This is a genomic window from Serratia sp. BNK-33-b, assembly GCF_048684565.1.
GTDB classification, from domain to species: domain Bacteria; phylum Pseudomonadota; class Gammaproteobacteria; order Enterobacterales; family Enterobacteriaceae; genus Serratia; species Serratia marcescens.
Genome location: NZ_JBLQTZ010000001.1, coordinates 2,624,027 through 2,645,851, shown reverse-complemented (window position 1 = coordinate 2,645,851; position 21,825 = coordinate 2,624,027). Strand labels below are relative to the sequence as shown.

Annotated in this window: 19 protein-coding genes and 3 tRNA genes; 11 read left to right on the top strand and 11 right to left on the bottom strand. The window is 59.1% G+C overall.

Going from position 1 to position 21,825, the window contains the following annotated elements:
- Nucleotides 1-246 precede the first annotated feature (246 nt).
- Entirely contained in the window at nt 247-1,347 is a 1,101-nt protein-coding gene (ydiK, locus tag ACMGGK_RS12565) for an AI-2E family transporter YdiK (RefSeq protein WP_049191420.1), read from the bottom strand.
- A gap of 245 nt (nt 1,348-1,592) precedes the next feature.
- Between ydiK and ACMGGK_RS12560 the strand changes: the two genes are divergently transcribed.
- On the top strand, nt 1,593-4,649 hold the full coding sequence (locus ACMGGK_RS12560; RefSeq protein ID WP_420276935.1) for an FAD-binding and (Fe-S)-binding domain-containing protein: 3,057 nt from the start codon (nt 1,593-1,595) through the stop codon (nt 4,647-4,649).
- Complete coding sequence (menI, locus tag ACMGGK_RS12555) at nt 4,646-5,062, top strand: 1,4-dihydroxy-2-naphthoyl-CoA hydrolase (protein WP_016927938.1); 417 nt, start codon at nt 4,646-4,648, stop codon at nt 5,060-5,062. The genes ACMGGK_RS12560 and menI overlap by 4 nt, the downstream gene beginning before the upstream one ends.
- 45 nt (nt 5,063-5,107) lie before the next feature.
- Here menI and ACMGGK_RS12550 read toward each other — a convergent pair whose 3' ends face one another.
- Complete coding sequence (locus ACMGGK_RS12550; RefSeq protein WP_004931369.1) at nt 5,108-5,512, bottom strand: hypothetical protein; 405 nt, start codon at nt 5,510-5,512, stop codon at nt 5,108-5,110.
- A gap of 526 nt (nt 5,513-6,038) precedes the next feature.
- Here ACMGGK_RS12550 and sufA point away from each other — a divergent pair.
- From sufA to ACMGGK_RS12515, 7 genes are all read left to right on the top strand, one after another.
- Nucleotides 6,039-6,410 (top strand): Fe-S cluster assembly scaffold SufA, encoded by a 372-nt coding sequence (sufA, locus tag ACMGGK_RS12545; RefSeq protein WP_004931368.1) that lies wholly within the window; start codon nt 6,039-6,041, stop codon nt 6,408-6,410.
- Between the two features lie 14 nt (nt 6,411-6,424).
- Nucleotides 6,425-7,921, top strand: coding sequence for a Fe-S cluster assembly protein SufB (sufB, locus tag ACMGGK_RS12540; protein ID WP_025302644.1), 1,497 nt, complete (start codon nt 6,425-6,427; stop codon nt 7,919-7,921).
- Nucleotides 7,922-7,964: 43 nt separating this feature from the next.
- Nucleotides 7,965-8,711: a Fe-S cluster assembly ATPase SufC gene (sufC, locus tag ACMGGK_RS12535; protein ID WP_016927936.1), complete on the top strand. Its 747-nt coding sequence runs from the start codon at nt 7,965-7,967 to the stop codon at nt 8,709-8,711.
- Nucleotides 8,686-9,972 carry a Fe-S cluster assembly protein SufD gene (sufD, locus tag ACMGGK_RS12530; protein ID WP_049300241.1) on the top strand — a complete coding sequence of 429 codons (1,287 nt, stop codon included), beginning with the start codon at nt 8,686-8,688 and terminating at the stop codon, nt 9,970-9,972. The genes sufC and sufD overlap by 26 nt, the downstream gene beginning before the upstream one ends.
- A complete protein-coding gene (sufS, locus tag ACMGGK_RS12525; protein ID WP_049300242.1) occupies nt 9,969-11,195 on the top strand; it encodes a cysteine desulfurase SufS in 1,227 nt (408 codons plus the stop codon). The genes sufD and sufS overlap by 4 nt, the downstream gene beginning before the upstream one ends.
- A gap of 35 nt (nt 11,196-11,230) precedes the next feature.
- On the top strand, nt 11,231-11,647 hold the full coding sequence (gene sufE / locus ACMGGK_RS12520; protein ID WP_004931358.1) for a cysteine desulfuration protein SufE: 417 nt from the start codon (nt 11,231-11,233) through the stop codon (nt 11,645-11,647).
- Between the two features lie 296 nt (nt 11,648-11,943).
- Nucleotides 11,944-12,957: a L,D-transpeptidase family protein gene (locus ACMGGK_RS12515; RefSeq protein WP_261280474.1), complete on the top strand. Its 1,014-nt coding sequence runs from the start codon at nt 11,944-11,946 to the stop codon at nt 12,955-12,957.
- A 142-nt stretch (nt 12,958-13,099) separates the two neighbouring features.
- Here ACMGGK_RS12515 and ACMGGK_RS12510 read toward each other — a convergent pair whose 3' ends face one another.
- From ACMGGK_RS12510 to ACMGGK_RS12480, 7 genes are all read right to left on the bottom strand, one after another.
- Complete coding sequence (locus tag ACMGGK_RS12510; RefSeq protein ID WP_004931354.1) at nt 13,100-13,336, bottom strand: major outer membrane lipoprotein; 237 nt, start codon at nt 13,334-13,336, stop codon at nt 13,100-13,102.
- A gap of 308 nt (nt 13,337-13,644) precedes the next feature.
- Nucleotides 13,645-15,057, bottom strand: a complete 1,413-nt coding sequence (pykF, locus tag ACMGGK_RS12505) for a pyruvate kinase PykF (RefSeq protein WP_016927933.1) — start codon at nt 15,055-15,057, stop codon at nt 13,645-13,647.
- A 393-nt stretch (nt 15,058-15,450) separates the two neighbouring features.
- A complete protein-coding gene (locus tag ACMGGK_RS12500; protein ID WP_164052867.1) occupies nt 15,451-15,756 on the bottom strand; it encodes a cupin in 306 nt (101 codons plus the stop codon).
- A gap of 121 nt (nt 15,757-15,877) precedes the next feature.
- A tRNA-Val gene (locus ACMGGK_RS12495) sits at nt 15,878-15,954 on the bottom strand.
- Between the two features lie 20 nt (nt 15,955-15,974).
- Nucleotides 15,975-16,051: transfer RNA gene (locus ACMGGK_RS12490), tRNA-Val, on the bottom strand.
- Nucleotides 16,052-16,071: 20 nt separating this feature from the next.
- A tRNA-Val gene (locus ACMGGK_RS12485) sits at nt 16,072-16,148 on the bottom strand.
- Nucleotides 16,149-16,329: 181 nt separating this feature from the next.
- On the bottom strand, nt 16,330-17,706 hold the full coding sequence (locus ACMGGK_RS12480; protein WP_004931349.1) for an MATE family efflux transporter: 1,377 nt from the start codon (nt 17,704-17,706) through the stop codon (nt 16,330-16,332).
- Between the two features lie 239 nt (nt 17,707-17,945).
- On the opposite strand from ACMGGK_RS12480, the gene ACMGGK_RS12475 reads away from it, so the two are divergent.
- A complete protein-coding gene (locus ACMGGK_RS12475; protein ID WP_016927930.1) occupies nt 17,946-18,596 on the top strand; it encodes a riboflavin synthase in 651 nt (216 codons plus the stop codon).
- Nucleotides 18,597-18,650: 54 nt separating this feature from the next.
- Nucleotides 18,651-18,944, top strand: coding sequence for an I78 family peptidase inhibitor (locus ACMGGK_RS12470; protein WP_016927929.1), 294 nt, complete (start codon nt 18,651-18,653; stop codon nt 18,942-18,944).
- A 70-nt stretch (nt 18,945-19,014) separates the two neighbouring features.
- Here the strand turns inward: ACMGGK_RS12470 and cfa are convergent, their stop codons facing one another.
- Both cfa and punC read right to left on the bottom strand, forming a co-directional pair.
- Nucleotides 19,015-20,166: a cyclopropane fatty acyl phospholipid synthase gene (gene cfa, locus ACMGGK_RS12465; protein ID WP_004931341.1), complete on the bottom strand. Its 1,152-nt coding sequence runs from the start codon at nt 20,164-20,166 to the stop codon at nt 19,015-19,017.
- A 344-nt stretch (nt 20,167-20,510) separates the two neighbouring features.
- Complete coding sequence (gene punC / locus ACMGGK_RS12460; RefSeq protein ID WP_420276934.1) at nt 20,511-21,722, bottom strand: purine nucleoside transporter PunC; 1,212 nt, start codon at nt 21,720-21,722, stop codon at nt 20,511-20,513.
- Between the last annotated feature and the right edge of the window lie 103 nt (nt 21,723-21,825).

The window sequence follows — 21,825 nt, the reverse complement described above, 5'->3', positions numbered from 1 at the left end:
TACTAGATTTTTGAACGCGACTAGTCATTAAGAATCATCCTAATCGATAGCGGCATCACATTTTATTTGCGGTAGTTATCTCTTTTTTCCGTTTGCAACAAACAGGGATTTACATTGCACCTTTCATTCGCCGTACTGAAATCAATATAGGGCGGCATTATATTGGGCGGAGATATTACTCGAATGAGGTAGGAATAATGGCAGGCGTGAAAAGTTCCGCCCGACGATGCGGGCGGAAGGGGGGAATTAGCGTTTTTCCAGATCTTCGATGACTTGCTCCGGTGCGGAGGTCGGCTCCGGCGCTTCATCCATCCAGGCGGTCAACAGGCGATAAGATACCGCCAACACCACCGGGCCGATGAACAGGCCAATCATGCCGAAGGCCAGCAAACCGCCGATAACGCCGGACAGGATCAGCAGCAGCGGCAGGTCTGCGCCCATGCGGATCAGCACCGGGCGCAGCACGTTATCCAGCGTGGCCACCACGCAGCTCCAGACCAGCAGCACGGTGCCCCAGGTGGTGTCGCCGTGCCAGTACAGCCAGATGATGGCCGGCACCAGCACCAACAGCGGCCCCAATTGCGCCACGCAGCAGATAAAGATCAGCATCGTCAGCAGAGTGGCGGCAGGAATGCCGCTTACCGCCAGACCGATGCCGCCCAGCACCGACTGCACCAACGCCGTCACCACCACGCCCAGCGCGACGGCGCGGATCGCCTGGCCGCCCAGCAGCACCGCCGCATCGCCGCGTTTGGAACCGAGGCGCACCGCAAAGTGACGGATACCCAGCGCCACCTGCTCGCCGCGCGCATACAACAAGGCGCTGAACAGCAGCATCAGCGCGCAGTGCAGCAGCAGACGACCGATATGCGCCGCCTGCGCCACGAACCAGGTGGCGGTTTGGCCGAAGTACGGCTGCACCTTCGCCAGCAGCGCAGCGCCGCCGGCGTTAACCAATGTGTGGTAGCTGGTATAGAGCCTGTCGCCGATCATCGGCACGGACTGCAGCCAGGCGAGATCGGGAATGTGCAGCTTGCCGGGCGAACTGGCCCAGGCGATCAGCGGTGCGCTGTTATCCACCACGCTGCTGATCAGCAGGGAAATAGGCAGAATGAACAGCAGGATCAGCAGCAGGGTCATGACCAACACCGCCAGCGAGCGGCGGCCCCACAGCAGCTTTTGCAGTTTGAGCAGCAACGGCCAGGTGGCGATCACCACCATGCCCGCCCAGGCGAAGCCGAGAATAAACGGTTGGATCACCCAAAAACAGGCAACGATCATGATGGCGATAAACAGCACGCCGAAAATAATTCGCGGTAAGTCGTAACGCGATTGCGGGAGTGGCATCAGTGGGTTCTCATCCTGGTCAATTAAATCCCTGGCACCGGCGAATCGGGGTGCCTGTCGGTCGGTTTATCACCGCCGGGCGGCCGCCTGTGGCGGCGCTCGCAGGGCGGTAATAATGTGAATGCCTTCACTAAACGAGTATGTTAGTTTTTAGTGTCACTAAAAAATAGGGTGGGTCTGAATTAAAGGCCCGATTCAGCGTACATCAGCGCATAAAAAATAGACGGACAGGGTCAAAAAAGCGAATGATCCCACAGATTTCTCAGGCGCCCGGCCTCGTTCAACGGGTGCTCGACTTTTTGGAAGCACTGAAGCAAAACGGATTTAACGGCGATACCGCCACCAGCTATGCCGACCGGCTGACGATGGCCACCGACAACAGTATCTATCAGCTGCTGCCCGATGCGGTGGTGTTCCCCCGTTCCACCGCCGATGTGGCGCTGATCGCCCGTCTGGCCGGAGAAGAGCGCTTCAATACGCTGACCTTCAGCCCGCGCGGCGGCGGCACCGGCACCAACGGCCAGTCGCTCAATACCGGCATCGTGGTCGATATGTCGCGCCACATGAACCGCATTCTGGAGATCAACGTCGAACAAGGCTGGGTGAAAGTCGAAGCCGGCGTGATCAAGGATCAGCTGAATCAATACCTGCGGCCGTTCGGCTACTTCTTCTCGCCGGAACTGTCCACCAGCAACCGCGCCACGCTGGGGGGCATGATCAACACCGATGCTTCCGGCCAGGGCTCGCTGGTGTACGGCAAAACCTCCGATCACGTGTTGGGCCTGCGGGCGGTGCTGCTGGGCGGCGAGATGATCGATACCCGCGCCATGCCGACAGCGCTGGCGGAAACGATTGCTCAGGAAGAGACCGCCGAAGGGCGCATCTACCGCACGGTGCTCAACCGCTGCCGCGAGCAGCGCGCGCTGATCCTGGAGAAATTCCCCAAGCTCAACCGCTTCCTCACCGGTTACGATCTGCGCCACGTGCTGAGCGACGATCTGCAAACCTTCGATTTGACGCGCATCCTGACCGGCGCCGAGGGCACGCTGGCGTTTATCACCGAGGCGCGGCTGGACATCACGCCGCTGCCGAAAGTGCGCCGCCTGGTCAACGTGAAGTACGACTCCTTTGACTCTGCGCTGCGCAATGCGCCCTTTATGGTCGAGGCCAAGGCGCTGTCGGTGGAAACCATCGATTCCAAGGTGCTGAACCTGGCGCGTGAAGACATTGTTTGGCACTCGGTGAACGAACTGATCGCCGACGTGCCGGATAAAGAGATGCTCGGGCTGAACATCGTCGAGTTCGCCGGCGACGATCGGGCGCTGATCGACGGCCAGATGGAAGCCCTGTGCCAACGGCTGGACGAATTGATCGCGCAGCGGCAGGGCGGCGTGATCGGCTACCAGATCTGCGGCGATCTGGCTGGCATCGAGCGCATTTACAACATGCGCAAGAAGGCGGTCGGGCTGCTGGGCAACGCCAAAGGGCGCGCCAAGCCGATTCCGTTCGCCGAGGACACCTGTGTGCCGCCGCAACATCTGGCGGACTATATCGTCGAATTTCGGCAACTGCTCGATGACCACAATCTGAGCTATGGCATGTTTGGTCACGTTGACGCCGGGGTGCTGCACGTGCGCCCGGCGCTTGACATGTGCGACCCGCAGCAGGAAGTGCTGATGAAGCAGATCTCCGATCGGGTGGTGGCGCTGACCGCCAAATACGGCGGCCTGCTGTGGGGAGAGCACGGCAAGGGGTTCCGCGCGGAATACAGCCCTGAATTCTTCGGGGAAACGCTGTATGAAGAGCTGCGCCGCATCAAGGCGGCGTTCGATCCGGATAATCGCCTGAACCCAGGCAAGATCTGTTCGCCGCTGGCGGTCGATGCGCCGATGATGCAGGTGGACGCGGTCAAACGCGGCACCTTCGATCGCCAGATCCCGGTCGAGGTGCGCACCTCGTTCCGCGGCGCACTGGAGTGTAACGGCAACGGCCTGTGCTTCAACTTCGACGTGCGCAGCCCGATGTGCCCGTCGATGAAGATCAGCGGCAACCGCATTCATTCGCCGAAAGGGCGGGCGACGCTGGTGCGCGAGTGGCTGCGTCTGTTGGCCGAGCAGGGCGTCGATCCGTTGGCGCTGGAGAAACAGCTGCCGCAGCAGCGCCTCAGCTTGCGCGGTCTAATCGAGAAAACCCGCAACAGCTGGCATGCCGGCAAGGGCGAGTACGACTTTTCGCACGAAGTGAAAGAGGCGATGTCTGGCTGTCTGGCCTGCAAGGCCTGCTCCACCCAGTGCCCGATCAAAATTGACGTGCCGGGGTTCCGTTCGCGCTTCCTGCAGCTCTACCACACCCGCTATCTGCGCCCGGTGAGTGACTACATGGTCGCCGGCGTAGAGAGCTATACCCCATTGATGGCCCGCGCGCCGAAGGTGTTCAACTTCTTCTTCCGCCAGCCGTGGCTGCGAGAGATGAGCCGCAACGCCATCGGCATGGTCGATCTGCCGCTGTTGTCCAGCCCGACGCTGCGTCAGCAGCTGTCCGGCCACCACGCGATCACGCTGACGCTGGAGCAGTTGGAAGGGCTGAGTGCCGAGCAGTGCGCAGAACACGTGTTGATCGTCCAGGATCCGTTCACCAGCTATTACGACGCCAAAGTGGTGGCGGACTTTGTTCGGCTGGTGGAGAAGCTCGGCTATAAACCGGTGCTGCTGCCGTTCTCGCCGAATGGCAAGGCGCAGCATGTGAAAGGTTTCCTGACGCGGTTTGCCCGCACCGCGCGCAAAACCGCCGATTTTCTCAACCGCGTGGCGCAGCTCGGCATGCCGCTGGTGGGCGTCGATCCGGCGCTGGTGCTGTGTTACCGCGACGAATACCGCGAGATCCTCGGCGCCGAGCGCGGCGATTTCCAGGTGCAGCTGGTGCATGAATGGCTGCAGCAGCGGATCGCGGATCGCGCCGAACAGCCGGCGACCGGCGAGCCGTGGTATCTGTTCGGCCACTGCACCGAAACCACCGCGCTGCCGGCCAGCGGCCAACAGTGGGCGGCGATCTTCGCCCGCTTCGGCGCCAAACTGGAGAACGTCAGCGTCGGCTGCTGCGGCATGGCGGGCACTTACGGCCATGAAGCCAAGAACCTGCAAAACTCGCTCGGCATTTATGAGCTATCATGGCATCCGACGCTACAGCGTTTGCCGCGGCAGCGCTGCCTGGCGACCGGCTATTCCTGCCGCAGCCAGGTGAAACGCATCGAGGGCAATGGCGTGCGCCACCCATTACAGGCACTTCTGGAGATGATTGAGTGAAATTGTGGAAACGTGAAACGTCGCTGGAGCAGCTGAACCGCGCCGGTGACGGCTGCATGGTCAGCCATGTGGGCATCGAGTTTACCCAGCTGGGCGAGGATTTCCTCGAGGCCACCATGCCGGTCGATGGCCGCACCCGGCAGCCGTTCGGGCTGTTGCACGGCGGGGCATCGGTGGTGCTGGCGGAATCGATGGGATCGATGGCCGGTTACCTGTGCAGTGAGGGCGAGCAGAAAGTGGTGGGGCTGGAGATCAACGCCAACCACCTGCGCGCGGTGTTCGATGGCCAGGTGCGCGGGGTGTGCCGCGCGCTGCACGTTGGCCGCCGTCATCAAGTATGGCAAATCGAGATCTTCGACGCGCGCGATCGGCTGTGCTGCACTTCGCGTCTGACCACGGCGGTCATCGACTGATCCCCGCCGGTTTCCGCAGGCGCTCGGCCTGCGGAGCCTTTCGCTTTACAGTTGAAACGGCACGCGTTTGACGAAGTCCTTCTGAAACGCGTTCGCCTTCTCCCAGGTGCCTTCCATTGCGTATTTTTGGCAGATCAGCGTCAGCGTATGGCGCGCGAAGTGGTAACTTTGCACCCGAAACAGCTGGCAACGCTGCGGATTGTTGATCTCGACGATCAGCCGGTTGTGCAGCTTGCTGAGCGCGTGCAGGTAGCTGTCGTCGTCGCCGTTCTCCAGACACAGATTGGCCATGGTAAGGCTGACGCTGTTGTACCGCTTCAGGTGGTCGATATTGCATTCCGGGCGCCGTAGCGCCGCTTCGGCCATGTAAAAGTCCACCGTGGCGTCGCGCACGCTGAATTTGTAGTCATCAATCTTGCCCAGCAACCATGCGTTGATCGAAAGAGTCATTGGCTTCGCGCTCAAATTACAATTGAATGATAATCATTATCATATAAACTGCCGCGTTGCCGATCAATCCCCGGCGTGGCGTTTTTTCATTGCGTGAGGTGTAAAAGGCTGCCGATGACCCAACTTGAGCCTGAGCGACTAAACTTTAACCTGAGGGGGCGCGCTTGCGCTGCGCCACGAAATGCCGATAAACGCACATTTACGACAGACAGAATGCAGAAATAGGTATTTTCTATGAATGTTTAGATCGGCAATGCACCGCGGCGCTGTAACGCTGACGGGCCACCGGGGAGTGCGGTACGGTGATGCAGGATAAAGAACAAATTCATAGGGATAGCATGTACACCTTGCCGCCAGACGCCGCAAGCCGCCACGGATGTCCCGCTGGCTTGCCGCACGCCGCAGCGAAAAACCGCGCTCGCGGCGGATACCCCCGCAAAACAAACGGTTGAAGTGATAATCGTTATCACTAACATATAAGCAACCCAGATTGGCTGTGGCCAAACACGAGTGTGAGGTAGACCCTATGCAAACGGAAAATGTCGGCACTTTTTCTCTGGATGAAAATGTCTGGCAAGGCATTTCGCTCAGCGACAGCGCCGTACGACAAATAACCAAACTGATGCAGCAGGATCCGCAGGTGAAAGGGCTGCAGCTAGGGGTGAAACAATCCGGCTGCGCCGGCTTTGCCTATGTGCTGGATCTGACCCGCGAACCCGCCGATGACGATCTGCTGTTTGAGCGCGACGGCGCCAAACTCTACGTGCCGCTGAAGGCCATGCCGTTCATCGATGGCACCACGGTAGATTACGTCCGCGAAGGGCTGAATCAGATATTCAAATTCAACAACCCTAAAGCTCAGCATGCCTGCGGGTGCGGCGAGAGCTTTGGCGTTTGAGCGATGCAATCAACATGACACGAAGCAATGTAGAAATGCCTAATGAAGTGCAGGCTTGGGTCAGCGAAGGTCGCTACAAAGAAGGTTTCTTCACCCAGCTGGCAACCGATGAGTTGGCCAAAGGCATCAACGAAGAGGTGGTGCGCGCCATCTCGGCCAAGCGCAACGAACCCGAGTGGATGCTGGAATTCCGCCTCGAGGCCTACCGCGCCTGGCTGCAGATGGAGGAGCCGCACTGGCTGAAGGCCAATTACGAACGCCTGAACTACCAGGACTACAGTTACTATTCGGCGCCGTCCTGCGGCAGCTGCGACGATGCCTGCGGTTCGCAACCCGGCGCCGAGCAGCAACCGGGCGCGGCGACGGAAAAAGATTACCTGACCAGCGAAGTGGAGCTGGCGTTCAATCAGCTCGGCGTGCCGGTGCGCGAGGGCAGCGAGGTGGCGGTGGACGCCATCTTCGACTCGGTCTCGGTCGCCACCACCTACCGTGAAAAACTGGCGGAGAGCGGGGTGATCTTCTGCTCGTTCGGCGAAGCGATCCAGGAATACCCGGATCTGGTGCGTCAGTACCTGGGGCGCGTAGTGCCGTCCAACGATAACTTCTTCGCTGCGCTGAACGCCGCGGTGGCCTCCGACGGCACCTTCGTCTATGTGCCGAAAGGCGTGCGCTGCCCGATGGAGCTGTCGACCTATTTCCGCATCAATGCCGCCAAAACCGGCCAGTTCGAGCGCACCATCCTGATCGCCGACGAAGGCAGCTACGTCAGCTATATCGAAGGCTGTTCCGCCCCGGTGCGCGACAGCTACCAGCTGCATGCGGCGGTGGTGGAAGTGATCCTGCATAAAGACGCCGAAGTGAAATACTCGACGGTGCAAAACTGGTTCTCCGGCGGCGAGAGCAAGGGCGGTATCCTCAACTTCGTCACCAAGCGCGCGCTGTGCGAAGGCGCCGGTTCGAAAATGTCCTGGACCCAGTCGGAAACCGGCTCGGCCATCACCTGGAAATACCCGAGCGTGATTTTGCAGGGCGATAACTCGATCGGCGAATTCTTCTCGGTGGCGCTGACCAGCGGCCATCAGCAGGCGGATACCGGCACCAAGATGATCCACATCGGCAAAAACACCAAGTCGACCATCATCGCCAAAGGCATCTCCGCCGGCCACAGCGAGAACACCTATCGCGGCCTGGTGAAAATCCTGCCGGGGGCGGAAAACGCCCGTAATTTTACCCAGTGCGACTCGATGCTGATCGGGCCGGACAGCGGCGCCCACACGTTCCCTTACGTTGAAGCGCGCAACAACAGCGCGCAGCTGGAGCACGAAGCCACCACCTCGAAGATCGGCGATGACCAGCTGTTCTACTGCCTGCAGCGCGGCATCAGCGAGGATGACGCCATTTCGATGATCGTCAACGGTTTCTGCAAGGACGTTTTCTCCGAGCTGCCGCTGGAGTTCGCCGTCGAGGCGCAAAAACTTCTGGCCATCAGCCTGGAACACAGCGTGGGTTAATCGCCGCATTTTTAGCGCCGTCGGCGCTATCTGAGGACACAGCATGTTAAGCATCAAGAATTTGAAAGTCAGCGTGGAAGGCAACGAGATCCTCAAGGGATTGGATCTGGAGATCAAACCGGGCGAAGTGCACGCCATCATGGGGCCGAACGGCTCGGGCAAGAGCACGCTGTCCGCCACGTTGGCCGGGCGTGAAGAATATGAAGTGACCGAAGGGGAAGTCACCTTCAAAGGCAAGGATCTGCTGGAGCTGGATCCGGAAGATCGCGCGGGCGAGGGCGTGTTTCTGGCCTTCCAGTACCCGGTGGAGATCCCCGGCGTCAGCAACCACTTCTTCCTGCAGACATCGGTCAACGCGGTGCGCAAATACCGCGAACAGGAGCCACTGGATCGCTTTGACTTCGCCGATTTCATCGAAGAGAAAATCGCGCTGCTGGACATGCCGGCCGATCTGTTGACCCGTTCGGTCAACGTCGGCTTCTCCGGCGGCGAGAAAAAACGCAACGACATTCTGCAGATGGCGGCGCTGGAACCGGATCTGTGCATTCTCGATGAAACCGACTCCGGCCTGGACATCGATGCGCTCAAGATCGTCGCCAACGGCGTCAACTCGCTGCGGGACGGCAAGCGCGCCTTTATCATCGTCACCCACTACCAGCGCATTCTGGACTATATCCAGCCGGATTACGTACACGTACTGTCGCAGGGGCGCATCGTCAAATCCGGTGATTTCTCGCTGGTGAAACAGTTGGAGGAGCAGGGCTATGGCTGGCTTACCGACCAACAGTAATTCAAACGCGCTGCAGCAGCTGTATCGCCTGTTCGAAGGCCGCGGCGGCGAGCGTTCGCCGCATGCGCTGGCGCACTGGCAGCAGGCGCTGCGCCTCGGCTGGCCGACGCGCAAGCATGAAAACTGGAAATACACGCCGCTGGAGAGCCTGCTGGAGCAGCAATTCCTCGAACCGCAGCCCGCCCCGGTGAGCGCAGAGCAGCTCGATGTGCTGGCGCTCGGCATCGATGCCTGTCGGCTGGTGTTTATCGACGGCCGCTACAGCGCCGCGCTGAGCGATGGCGACTTGGGCGATTACCAGTTCGAGTTGACCGCTTATGGCACGCCTCAGGCGTTGCCGGAGCCGATCCAGCCAGAGATTTTTCTGCACCTGACCGAAAGCCTGGCGCAGGAAACCAGCCTGATTCGCTTGCCGGCCGGCAAGATCCCTGCACGCCCGCTGTATCTGCTGCACATCAGCAGCGGACGCGGCGCAGCCGGGGAAGTGAACACCGTGCATCACCGCCATCATCTGGAGATCGGGCGCGGGGCTGAGGCGGAAGTGATCGAACACTACGTCAGCCTGGGCGAGGCCGCACACTTCACCGGCGCGCGCCTGACCGCCAATGTGGCGGACAACGCCGGGCTGTTGCACTGCAAGCTGGCGTTTGAGAGCCAGCCAAGCTACCACTTTGCCCACAACGATCTGGTTATCGGCCGCGACGCGCGGGTGAAAAGCGACAGCTTCCTGCTGGGCGCCGGCCTGACGCGGCACAACACCAGCGCGCAGTTGAACGGCGAAGGCGCGAATCTGGTGATCAACAGCCTGGTGCTGCCGGTGGGCAAAGAGATTTGCGACACCCGCACCTATCTGGAGCACAACAAGGGCTATTGCGAAAGCCGGCAGCTGCATAAAACCGTGGTCAGCGATCGCGGCAAGGCGGTGTTCAACGGCATGATCAAAGTGGCCAAGCACGCGATCAAAACCGACGGCCAGATGACCAACCATAACCTGCTGTTGGGCAAGGTGGCAGAAGTGGATACCAAGCCGCAGCTGGAGATCTACGCAGACGACGTCAAGTGCAGCCACGGCGCCACCGTGGGGCGCATCGATGAAGAGCAGCTGTTCTATCTGCAGTCGCGTGGCATCGACAAGCACGCGGCGCAGCAGATGATCATCTTCGCCTTCGCCGCCGAGCTGACCGAAGGCATCGCCAACGACACCATCCGGGAACGGGTGCTGGCTCGCATCGCCCAGCGCCTGCCGGGGGAGGCTGCATGAGTTATCCGATTGAACGCGTACGCGGCGATTTCCCGCTGTTGGCGCGTGAGGTGAACGGCCAACCGCTGGCCTATCTCGACAGCGCCGCCAGCGCGCAGAAACCGCAGGCGGTGATCGACCGTGAGCTGGGGTTCTACCGCCACGGTTATGCGGCGGTGCATCGCGGTATCCACACCCTGAGCGCCGAGGCGACTCAGCAGATGGAAGCGGTGCGGGAACAGGCGGCGCGCTTTATCAATGCCGCCTCGGCGGAAGAGATGGTGTTCGTCAAGGGCACCACCGAAGGCATCAACCTGGTGGCCAACAGCTTTGGCCGCCACCTGCTGCAGCCGGGCGATGCGATTCTCATCACCGAGATGGAGCACCACGCCAACATCGTGCCGTGGCAGATGCTGGCGCAAGAGCGTGGGTTGCAGCTGCGGGTGTGGCCGCTGCAGCCGGACGGCACGCTGGATCTGGCGCGGTTGCCGGAACTGGTCGACGCGTCCTGCAAACTGCTGGCGCTGACCGAGGTCTCCAACGTGCTGGGCACCGTCAACCCGGTGCGCGACATCATCGCCCGCGCCAGAACCCTGGCGCCGGATCTGACGGTGCTGGTGGACGGCGCGCAGGCGGTGATGCACCAGCGCGTCGATGTCCAGGCGCTGGACTGCGATTTCTACGTGTTTTCCGGCCATAAGCTGTATGGCCCTTCCGGCATCGGTATGCTGTATGGCCGCCAGGCGTTGTTGCAGCAGATGCCGCCGTGGGAAGGGGGCGGCTCGATGATCCGGCAGGTCAGCCTGACGGCGGGCACCACCTTCGCCGATCCGCCGTGGCGCTTCGAGGCCGGTTCGCCGAACACCGCCGGCATCATGGGGCTGGGCGCGGCGTTTGATTACGTCGAAGCTTTGAGCCTGAATGCGATCCACGATTATGAACAGTCGCTGATGCATTACGCGCTCGAGGCGCTCAAGCAGGTGCCGACGCTGAAAATCTATGGTCCGGCGCATCGCGCCGGGGTGATCGCCTTCAATCTGGGAGAGCACCACGCCTATGACGTCGGCAGCTTCCTCGATCAGTACGGTATCGCCATTCGCACCGGCCATCACTGCGCGATGCCGCTGATGGCGTTTTATCAGGTGCCGAGCATGTGCCGTGCTTCGCTGGCGTTATATAATACCCGCGAAGAGGTGGACCGGCTGGTGGCCGGGCTGCAACGCATTCATCAGCTATTAGGTTAGGCCGGGGCGCGTCCCCGGCGTACAAAAGGATCCCCATGGCGAATTTGCCGGACAAAGATAAATTGGTGCGTAATTTCTCCCGCTGTCTGAACTGGGAGGAGAAATACCTGTACGTGATTGAACTCGGCGCCAAATTGCCGCCGCTGGACGAGGCCGAGCGGCAGGCCGGCAACCTGATCTCCGGCTGTCAGAGCCAGGTGTGGATCGTGATGCGCCGCGATGAGCAGGGGCAGGTCGAGTTTCACGGCGACAGCGACGCGGCGATCGTCAAAGGGCTGCTGGCGGTGGTGTTCATTCTTTATCGTCAATTGACGCCGCAGCAGATCGTCGATCTCGATGTGCGGCCGTTTTTCACCGAGCTGGCGCTCAGCCAACATCTGACGCCTTCGCGCTCACAGGGGCTGGAGGCGATGATCCGCGCCATTCGCAGTAAAGCGGCGCAGCTGGCCTGACCTATAACGCCCTCATCCTCAAGACTCATTGATATCTTCGCTTTGTCAATGAGTCTTTACAATTCACGGTTTTCCCCCGAACAACGCGCCCAATTCAGTGATATTTCAGCAGCTTATCTGTTGACGTTTCGTTGACAATCAATGACGGCGATTACGTTATAACGTGTTGATTTTTAGAGGACTTATTGCCTTTGATACCAGCGTTGCTAGTATTAATCAGGTATTGTCTGATTTACCCACCACCAGGCGCTCGTTAGCCTTGTGGGCGAACCGTCATAAAAAATATAGGGATGATAATGAAACGTGCGTTGAGTTTAATGGGCATGGTCTTCGCCACCGTATTGGCCGGCACGCAGGCCGCCAGTGCGACCGAGTACCCGCTGCCGCCGCCGGACAGCCGTCTGATCGGCGAAAACACCACTTATACCGTGCCAAACGACGGCCGCCCGCTGGAAGCCATCGCCGCTGACTACAAGATCGGTCTGCTGGGCATGCTGGAAGCCAACCCTGGCACTGACCCGTTCCTGCCCAAGCCGGGTACGGTGCTGACCATTCCGACCCAAATGCTGCTGCCTGACACCAAGCGTGAAGGGATCATCGTCAACCTGGCCGAGCTGCGCCTTTATTACTACCCGAAAGGCGAGAACAAAGTGATCGTCTATCCGATCGGCATCGGCCAGACCGGGATGCACACGCCGCTGGAGGTGACCTCCATCAGCCAGAAGATCCCTAATCCGACCTGGACGCCCACCGCCAACATCCGCAAGCGCTATCAATCCCAGGGCGTGACGTTGCCTGCGGTGGTGCCGGCCGGCCCTGAAAACCCGATGGGGCTGTTCGCCCTGCGTCTGGCGATGGGGCGCGGTGAATACCTGATCCACGGCACCAACGCCAACTTCGGTATCGGCATGCGCGTCAGCTCCGGCTGCATTCGTCTGCGTCCGACGGACATCGAGGCGCTGTTCAACATGGTGCCGCGCGGCACGCGGGTGCAAGTGATCAACGATCCGGTGAAGATTTCCGTCGAGCCGGACGGCAAACGCTATGTGGAAGTGCACCAGCCGCTGTCGCGGGTAGAAAGTGATGATCCGCAGACCATGCCGATCGCGTTGTCTAAAGCGGAGAAAGCCTTTGCGGCCGATGGGCAAACCGATCGCGCCGTATTCGATAGCGCGGTTGTACGCCGTTCTGGCATGCCGGTGCTGGTCAACGTAGGGGATAGCCCGTCGGCGGTGAGTTTGACGCCTGCAGCGGCTCCTGCGGCGAATAAGAGCCCATTCAAGGCAGCGCCAATCAGTTCGGTGAACTAAGTTTGCAGGATTGAGCGGTCGAAGAGGGGTTCAGCGTGCTGAACCTCTTTTTTTGCCTGCCGTGCAGGCAACATCCAGTGCTGACGGACAGACAAAAAAAAACGGCGCACAATGTGCGCCGTTTTCAATAACCAAAGCTATCTTACTTTTTGTAAGCGTGAGCTTGGTTGTCCAGACGCTGGTTAGCGCGTGCTGCGTCGTCTTTAGCAGCTTGAACGTCAGAACGCATTGCGTTCACGTCGTTGCTCAGCTGATCAACTTTAGCGTTCAGAGTCTGAACGTCAGAAGACAGTTGATCGATTTTAGCGTTGCTAGAGCAGCCAGCCAGCAGAGTGGAACCCAGGATTACCGCGCCCAGTACCAGTTTAGTACGATTCATTATAACACCCTCTAGATTGAGTTAATCTCCATGTAGCGTTACAAGTATTACACAAACTTTTTTCGAAAGAGAATAATTTTTTAGTGTTGAGGTGCTTTATTTTGATCGTTCGCTCAAACTTGCATCTGGTTTTACAAATTAGTTAAAAAAACGAGGGAAAACAGCCGGCTTCCATGGGACTACTCCGATTCTTTATTAGCTAAATAATGAGCGGATCGCGGTTGCGTTTTGAGAAAAATAGTTTACTGCTGATAAAAAAAACGCCGCAAAGCGGCGTTTTGATCAAGACAATTATGTCACGTTTTATATTACAGCACGTGTACCGAGGCCGTGTTGGTGGTGCCGCTTGGCACCAGCGCGCCGGAAACCATCACCACGACGTCGCCTTTCTGCGCCAGGCCGCTGGCTAGGGCGGCTTCTTTACCGATGCGGTAGAAGTCGTCGGTAGAGGCGATTTCCTTGACCATCTGCGGAATGACGCCTTTGCTCAGCACCAGCTGATGCGCGGTAGTTTCATTGGTGGTCAGCGCCAGGATCACCGCGTTCGGGAAGTATTTACGCACGGATTTCGCCGATTTGCCGCCGCTGGTGGCGACCACGATCAGCGGCGCGTCCAGTTTCTCGGCGGTTTCAACCGCGCCGCGGCACACCGCTTCGGTGATGCGCAGCTTGCGGCGATCGTTCAGGGAGTCGATGCGGCTAGGCATCACGCGATCGGTGCGCTCGCAGATGGTCGCCATGATGTTGACCGCTTCCAGCGGGTATTTGCCCTTGGCGCTCTCGCCGGACAGCATGACGGCATCGGTGCCGTCCAGGATGGCGTTGGCGACGTCGCCGGCTTCCGCGCGGGTAGGGCGCGGGTTTTTGATCATGGAATCGAGCATCTGGGTGGCGGTGATGACCACTTTACGCGCGCGGTTGCATTTCTCGATCATCATCTTCTGGGCGAAGATCACTTCTTCTACCGGGATCTCGACGCCCAGATCGCCACGGGCAACCATGATGCCATCGGACGCTTCGAGGATTTCGTCGAAGTTGTTCAGGCCTTCCTGGTTTTCGATCTTGGAGATGATCTGGATCTGCTCGCCGCCGTGGGCTTTCAGGTGCTCGCGGATCTCCAGCACATCGGAGCGTTTGCGGATGAAGGATGCCGCCACGAAGTCGACGCCTTGCTCGCAGCCGAAGATCAGGTCGCGTTTGTCTTTTTCGGCCAGCGCAGGCAGCTGGATGGACACGCCCGGCAGGTTGACGCCCTTGTTCTCGCCCAGGTCGCCGTTGTTCAGCACCTTGCAAATGACTTCGTTCTCGGTCACGTTGGTGACTTCCATGCCGATCAGGCCGTCGTCAACCAGCACGGTGTTGCCGATCTTCAGGTCGGCGGCGAAGCCGGCGTAGGTGACCGCTACGCGATCGCTGTTGCCGATCACGCTCTGGTCGGTGGTGAAGGTGAAGGTTTGGCCGGCGACCAGCGAGGCGTCTTTACCGCCTTCCAGTTTCATGGTGCGAATTTCCGGGCCTTTGGTATCCAGCAGGATGCCGGCGTTGATACCGGTTTTCGCCATCACGGCGCGCATGTTCTTGATGCGGTTGCCGTGCTCTTCATAGTCGCCGTGAGAGAAGTTGAGACGCATCACGTTCATGCCCGCATTGAGCAGGTTGGTCAGCATTTCTTCCGATTCGGTTTTTGGACCGATGGTACAAACAATTTTGGTCTTTTTCATGGCGGAGTTTTCTACAAGTTGTGATGGATAAAAAAACGAATTTGACCGGCGTTGTTTACGCCGATAGGGAATTTGAGCCGTGCCTGGTGGTGAAAAACATAGTTAAGGATAGGTGACGACAGTTGAAGTGGGGCGGAAAAATTCAGCCCGCGCGGGGGCGCGGAGATGCTGCGCAACGGGGTGAGATCACATCGTGTTGTTATTGCGTTTTCGCAGATCAAGGGCTGAAACCATTCAACTGATAGACGTTGCGCATTATAAAGGCTAAGCGGCGGGAAACAAAATAAAAAACCGCGGCGGTGTGGCGGATATGTCAAAACGGGGGCAAATGTGGCGCAAATGCAACGCGTTGCGCACCGCTTGTTGCGCAAATAACCTTGCTGTAAATATGGCTTAGCGCGTTTGCGGGATTTCCAGCAGCACGCCAGCGCTCAGGCAGAAGCAGCCGCTAGCGACGTTGGCCGGCAGGGTTAGGCTCCCGCCGGCACGTACTATCCGGGTGTCGCCGCCGAGGGTGAACTCGAATTCGCCGGATATCACCCGGGTTTGCCGCGCGTGCGCGGGCTTTTGCAGTTGGCCGAAGGCGCCGGCCTCGAAACGCACTTCCGCCGCCGGCGAACCGTCGCTCATCACGCCTTCACGGCGGGCAAGGCCATTGTCGAGCGGTAAAAAGGCGGTTTTGGCGGTGAAGGTGGTCATGTGGCGTTCCTGATGGCTGATGGCGGTAGTTCGGCGCAATCGACATGAAAAATCGAACGGTCGGACAGAGACGAAACAACGGGAAGTATAACGCGATAGGGGAAGAGATGAATCAGCAATATGGTGCGTCCGAGTGGACTCGAACCACCGACCCCCACCATGTCAAGGTGGTGCTCTAACCAACTGAGCTACGGACGCACTGCGCTGCTTCTGAAATTTGGTGCGTCCGAGTGGACTCGAACCACCGACCCCCACCATGTCAAGGTGGTGCTCTAACCAACTGAGCTACGGACGCACTGTACTGCTTCTGGAATTTGGTGCGTCCGAGTGGACTCGAACCACCGACCCCCACCATGTCAAGGTGGTGCTCTAACCAACTGAGCTACGGACGCATCTTTTCCTGTCTGTCATGGCTGACAGCGGGGACGAATATTAACGAGCTACCTGCGTGCTGGCAAGGGGAAAAGCGCAATTTTATTCGGTATTTCACGCGATTGCTGAGGTTGTGCGCAGTCCGGCGTTTTTTTCCGCAAACCGCGACCCGGCCGGGGAGGAAACCGGCCGGGCGCGGGTTCAGCGCGTGGATCGCTGCAGAATGACGGCGGTCGGCTGTTTCTGCAGCCAGCGCATGCGCAGCGCCATCATGATGGCGGCGAAGGTCAGGCCGATGATAAAGCCGATCCAGAAACCGCTTGGCCCCATCGCCGGCACCAGCGCATCGGTTAACGCCAGCAGATAGCCGCTCGGCAGGCCCAACACCCAATAAGCGATAAAGGTGATGAAGAAGATCGCGCGGGTATCTTTATAACCGCGCAGCACGCCGCTGCCGATCACCTGGACCGAATCCGAGATCTGGTACAGCGCCGCCAGCAGCATCAACTGCGAGGCCATCGCCACCACCGCCGGGCTGTCGTTGTACAGCAGGGCGATCGGTTCGCGGAAAGTGGCGGTAAACAGCGCGGTGCAAACGGCCATGGTGATACCGACGCCGATGGCGGAGTAAGCGGCGACGCGCGCGCCTTCGACCGAACCTTCCCCCAGACGATAACCGACGCGGATGGTGGCGCCGACGCCCAGCGACAGCGGCAACACGAACATCAGCGCGCTGAAGTTAAGCGCGATCTGGTGGCCGGCGACCGCGACGATCCCCAGCGGTGAAACCAGCAGCGCCACCACCGCGAACAGGGTGACTTCGAAGAACAGCGCCAGCGCCACCGGCATGCCGATGCCGATCAGGCGCCTTAGCGCCGCCCAGTCCGGGCCGCCGAGATCGCCGGCCTGGCGTTTGATGTCGCGCTGCGACGGCGCGCGCTTCACGTACCAGCGCATCATCAGGAACATGATCCAGTAGACGCTGCCGGTGGCGACGCCGCAGCCGACGCCGCCCAACTCCGGCATGCCGAACTTGCCGTAGATAAAGATGTAGTTGATCGGGATATTCACCAGCAGGCCGAGGAAGCCGATCACCATGCCGGGTTTGGTTTTGGACAGCCCCTCGCACTGGTTGCGCATCACCTGGAAGAACAGGTAACCCGGCGCCCCCCACATGATGGCGTGCAGATAGCCGACGGCTTTATCCGCCAACTGCGGATCGATGTTGTGCATCATGTCGATGACGAACTTGCAGTTATACAGCACGACGATCAGCAGCACAGAGACGCCGAAGGCCAGCCAGAAGCCCTGACGCACCTGATGGGCGATGCGATCGCGACGGCCGGCGCCGTTGAGCTGGGCGATAACCGGGGTCAGCGCCAGCAGCAGGCCGTGGCCGAACAAAATGGCCGGCAACCAGATCGAGGTGCCGACCGCCACCGCCGCCATGTCGGTGGCGCTGTAAGCGCCGGCCATGATGGTATCCACCACGCCCATGGCGGTTTGCGATATTTGCGCGATGATGACTGGGATAGCGAGAGCCAATAAACTACGCGCTTCAATTAAGTACTTCTGCACGCATACACCTTTTCTATTTATATATGTGGGAGGGAGGGCTGCCGCGAGAGGACAACAATTAAAATAGCGGAATTTTGTCAAAAAGATTGTACCTGCTCGGCGCCGTTAAGCAAACGCCGCAGATAAAGAGTTATTAAATGCGCAGCCATTCGTTTTTTGCCGTCGCGGATTTGGTTTTCAGCGCCAACTGGGGCAAACTGCCGGTAGCGTTTTAACCTATTTAGCAAGAAGAGGCACATATGTTCACCGGTATCGTACAAGGCACCGCGCCGTTGGTCGCCATTGATGAGAAACCCAATTTCCGCACCCACGTGATCGAAATGCCTGCCGAGCTGCTGCCGGGGCTGGAGCTGGGCGCGTCGGTGGCGCATAACGGCTGCTGCCTGACCGTCACCGCGGTGGAAGGCAACCGCGTCAGCTTTGATTTGATCAAGGAAACGCTGCGCCTGACCAACCTCGGCGATCTGGCGCTGGGCGACATCGTCAATATCGAGCGCGCGGCGAAATTCAATGATGAAATTGGCGGTCATTTGATGTCCGGCCATATTATCTGCACGGCGGAAGTGGCCAAAATTTATACCTCGGAAAATAACCGCCAGGTATGGCTGCGCATGCCGAATGCGGAATTGATGAAATATGTGCTGCACAAAGGTTTCATCGGCATCGACGGCATTAGCCTGACCATCGGTGAAGTGGTGAATAACCGTTTCTGCGTGCACCTGATCCCGGAAACGCTGGATCGCACCACGCTGGGTAAGAAACGCCTCGGCGACAAGGTGAACATCGAGATCGATCCGCAAACGCAGGCGGTGGTGGACACCGTCGAGCGCGTGCTGGCCAATCGGGAAGCGACGTTGGCCGCGGCGATGGCGCCGGCGCACAAAGACTGACAGCGATTCTGGCGTGACCGCCGGCATCGAATCATAAGCAGAGAGGAGAAACGCGTGAAGTTTTATGGGAAAACGTTGTTGTTAACCGCGTTGCTGGCGCTGAGCGCCTGCAGCAGTTCGCCTGAGCAGGGCGCTGGCGCTCAAATGGCCGATGCGGACGATACCTGTGGCGCATCGCAGTATCAAAACTTCGTCGGCAAACCGATGACCTCGTTGGAAGGCGTGCGGATCGACGCCAAGGTGCGAGCGATTCCGTACAACTCTGCCGTCACCATGGATTTCAACCTGCGCCGCCTGAACTTCCTTGGCGACAGCGACGATAAAATCATCCGCGTTTACTGCGGCTAAGCCGCCTGGTTAGAAAGAGCAAAAAAGCCCCGGCGATGAGGTTGCCGGGGCTTTTTTATTAGGGGAGCGTTCAGCGTGCGACGCGGATGCCGCCTTCCACGCCTTTCGGGCTGAACACCACCTGCCATAGCTGCAGATCGCGCGCCCGGAACGCGCCGGCGCAGGCGTTCAGATAATAGCTGAACATCCGTTCGAAGCGCTCGGAATAGCGCTCGGCGAGCTGCGGCCACGCCTGTTTGAAGCGCTCGAACCAGGCCATCAGCGTGCGATCGTAGTCGGCGCCGATGTTGTGCCAGTCTTCCATCACGAAATGACCTTCGCTGGCCTCGGCGATATGTCTCACGGAGGGCAGGCAGCCGTTCGGGAAGATATATTTGTTGATCCAGGGATCGACGTTCATGTCGGTCTTGTTGGAGCCGATGGTGTGCAGCAGGAACAGGCCGTGCGGCGCCAGATTGCGCTCCACCACGTCGAAATAGGTGCGGTAGTTTTTCGGCCCGACATGCTCGAACATGCCAACGGACACGATGCGATCGAACTGCTGATGCAGATCGCGATAATCCTGCAACAGGATCTGCACATCCAGCCCGGCGCAGCGCGCCTGAGCCAGCTTCTGCTGTTCGGCGGAGATGGTCACGCCGACCACCGACACGCCGTAATTTTTCGCCGCATAGGCGGAAAGGCCGCCCCAGCCGCAGCCGATGTCCAGCAAACGCATGCCCGGTTGCAGCTGCAGTTTCTCGCAGATCATCCGCAGCTTGGCTTCCTGCGCTTCCTCCAGCGTGGTGGCGTCTTTCCAGTAGCCGCAGGAATATTGCATGTAAGGATCGAGCATCAGGGTAAACAGATCGTTGCCAAGATCGTAATGCTCTTTGCCGACGATCCAGGCGCGCTTTTTCGATTGCAGATTGGTCAGGCGCGCGGCGGCGATACGCAGGGTATCTTTCAGGTGGTGGGGGAGTTTCTTCTCCAGCCCGGCGCTGACCACGCGCTGAAAGAACATATCCAGCCGCTCGCACTCCCACCAACCGTCCATATAGCTTTCGCCCAGGCCCAGTGACCCTTGCTGCAAAACGCGTTTAAAGAATTCGGGATTTTTAACCTGAATATCGAAAGGGCGCGATCCGTTGATTTCGATACCGGCCAGACCGAGCATTTCGTGCGCGATACGGTACCACTGGTTATCCTGGATGCTCAGATCTTCTATACACGATGAACTCATAGCTTCTCCATCACCTTCTTCTGACTGATGACCCGTTAGGAAACAGCTTAGACAATTTCTGCGGGTGCATACGTATACCAACGGGAAATAAGCCCGCGGCGTCTGATATCCGACTATGAACAGAGGAAATTTAAAGAAACGGCCCGACGCAAACGGCGCAGGATAAACGCCTCTTTAAAAAAAGAGTGTGACGCAAGGCGCGTACACAATAGCTGATTGAGATATAGAGATTATAAGGTGTTACTTTACAAGGTTGTTTTTGAGTATAGGCGTGCCGAGGCGTTGACTCAACTGTAAATCGCACTCGGCACGCATATTCTTTAAGTGATTATTAATCTTGGTAATTATGACGCTGAGTTAGCATGTTCCCGCTGTGCCTTTTGCTGCGCATCGGCCGCTTTTCCCCGCTGCAGGAAATAACCCAGCGCGGCCAGGACTACCGTAGATACCATCACCGTCACCGTTGCCAACAGCGGCTGGGCAATAAACGCCGACACCAGCATGCTTGCCACAAAACACAGCCCCAATTGCAGCGTATTTTGCAGCGCGGCGGCTTTGCCGCTGCTTTCCGGGAACGGCATCAGCGCATTCGCCACCATGATCGGGTAGCCGGCGCCGTTGACCAGCGCCATGACGCAGAACGGGATCAGCAGCGTGGTGAGCGTCGGATTGGTCAGGGTCGCCACCAGATACAGGGCCACCATGCTGACAGCGTAAGCTACCAGCAGCCACGGCAGCAGGGTTTTGCCATTGATGCGCTTGAGCGCGGCGCGGCAGCCATAGCCCCCCAACAGGAAAGCCAGCGTCTGCGGCACATAGCTCAGACCGATGTTGCTCGGGCCGTAGCCCATATCACCGAGGATGAACGGCGAGCCGGTCAGCCAGGCAAAGAAGCCGGCCGAGCAGGCGGCGTACATAGCGACGTTGCCGCTGAACACCGGGGATTTCAATAATTGCCAAAAACTGACGCCGCTTTTTGGCGCATCGGCGACGGGTTGCGTTTTGGCGCGATCTTTGAGCAGCAACGTCGGCAGCAGCAGCAGGGCGGTGATGGCCAACAGCACGGCGAAGATCGCGCGCCAGCTGGCGTGATTCAGCAGCCAGGCGCCAAGCAGTGGCGCCAACGCCGGCGACAGCGCCACCAGCGGCATGATGGTGGCGAATACGCGGTTGGCCTGGCCTTCGCGATAGCGGTCGACCACCAGCGCTTGCCAGATGGCGGCGGCGGAACAGACGCCGACGGCCTGAATAAAGCGCAGTATCCAGAGCTGCACGGCATTTTCCACCCACAGCATGCCCAGGCAGCCGAGCGCGAACAGCGACAGGCCAATCAATAATACCGGTTTGCGGCCCAGTCGGTCGGAGAGCGGCCCCCACAGCAACTGCGCGAAGGCGAAGCCGGCCAGAAAGATGCTCAGGCTGGCGCTGACCGCGCCGGCGGAAATTTGCAGTTCCTCCCGCATGGCGCCGAAGGCGGGCAGATACATATCGGTCGCCAGATAACCCAACATGCTCAGGCCGGCGAGGTAGAACATAAAGCCAAAAGAATTTCGCATGGTATTTCTCGTTAATATTTTAGTGTCGCAGGTTTTTAGCGCCGGCCAGTGTATCCGGCTGGATCTCTGCTTGTGAAACGGTAATATTTGCAAAGTGCTGTTA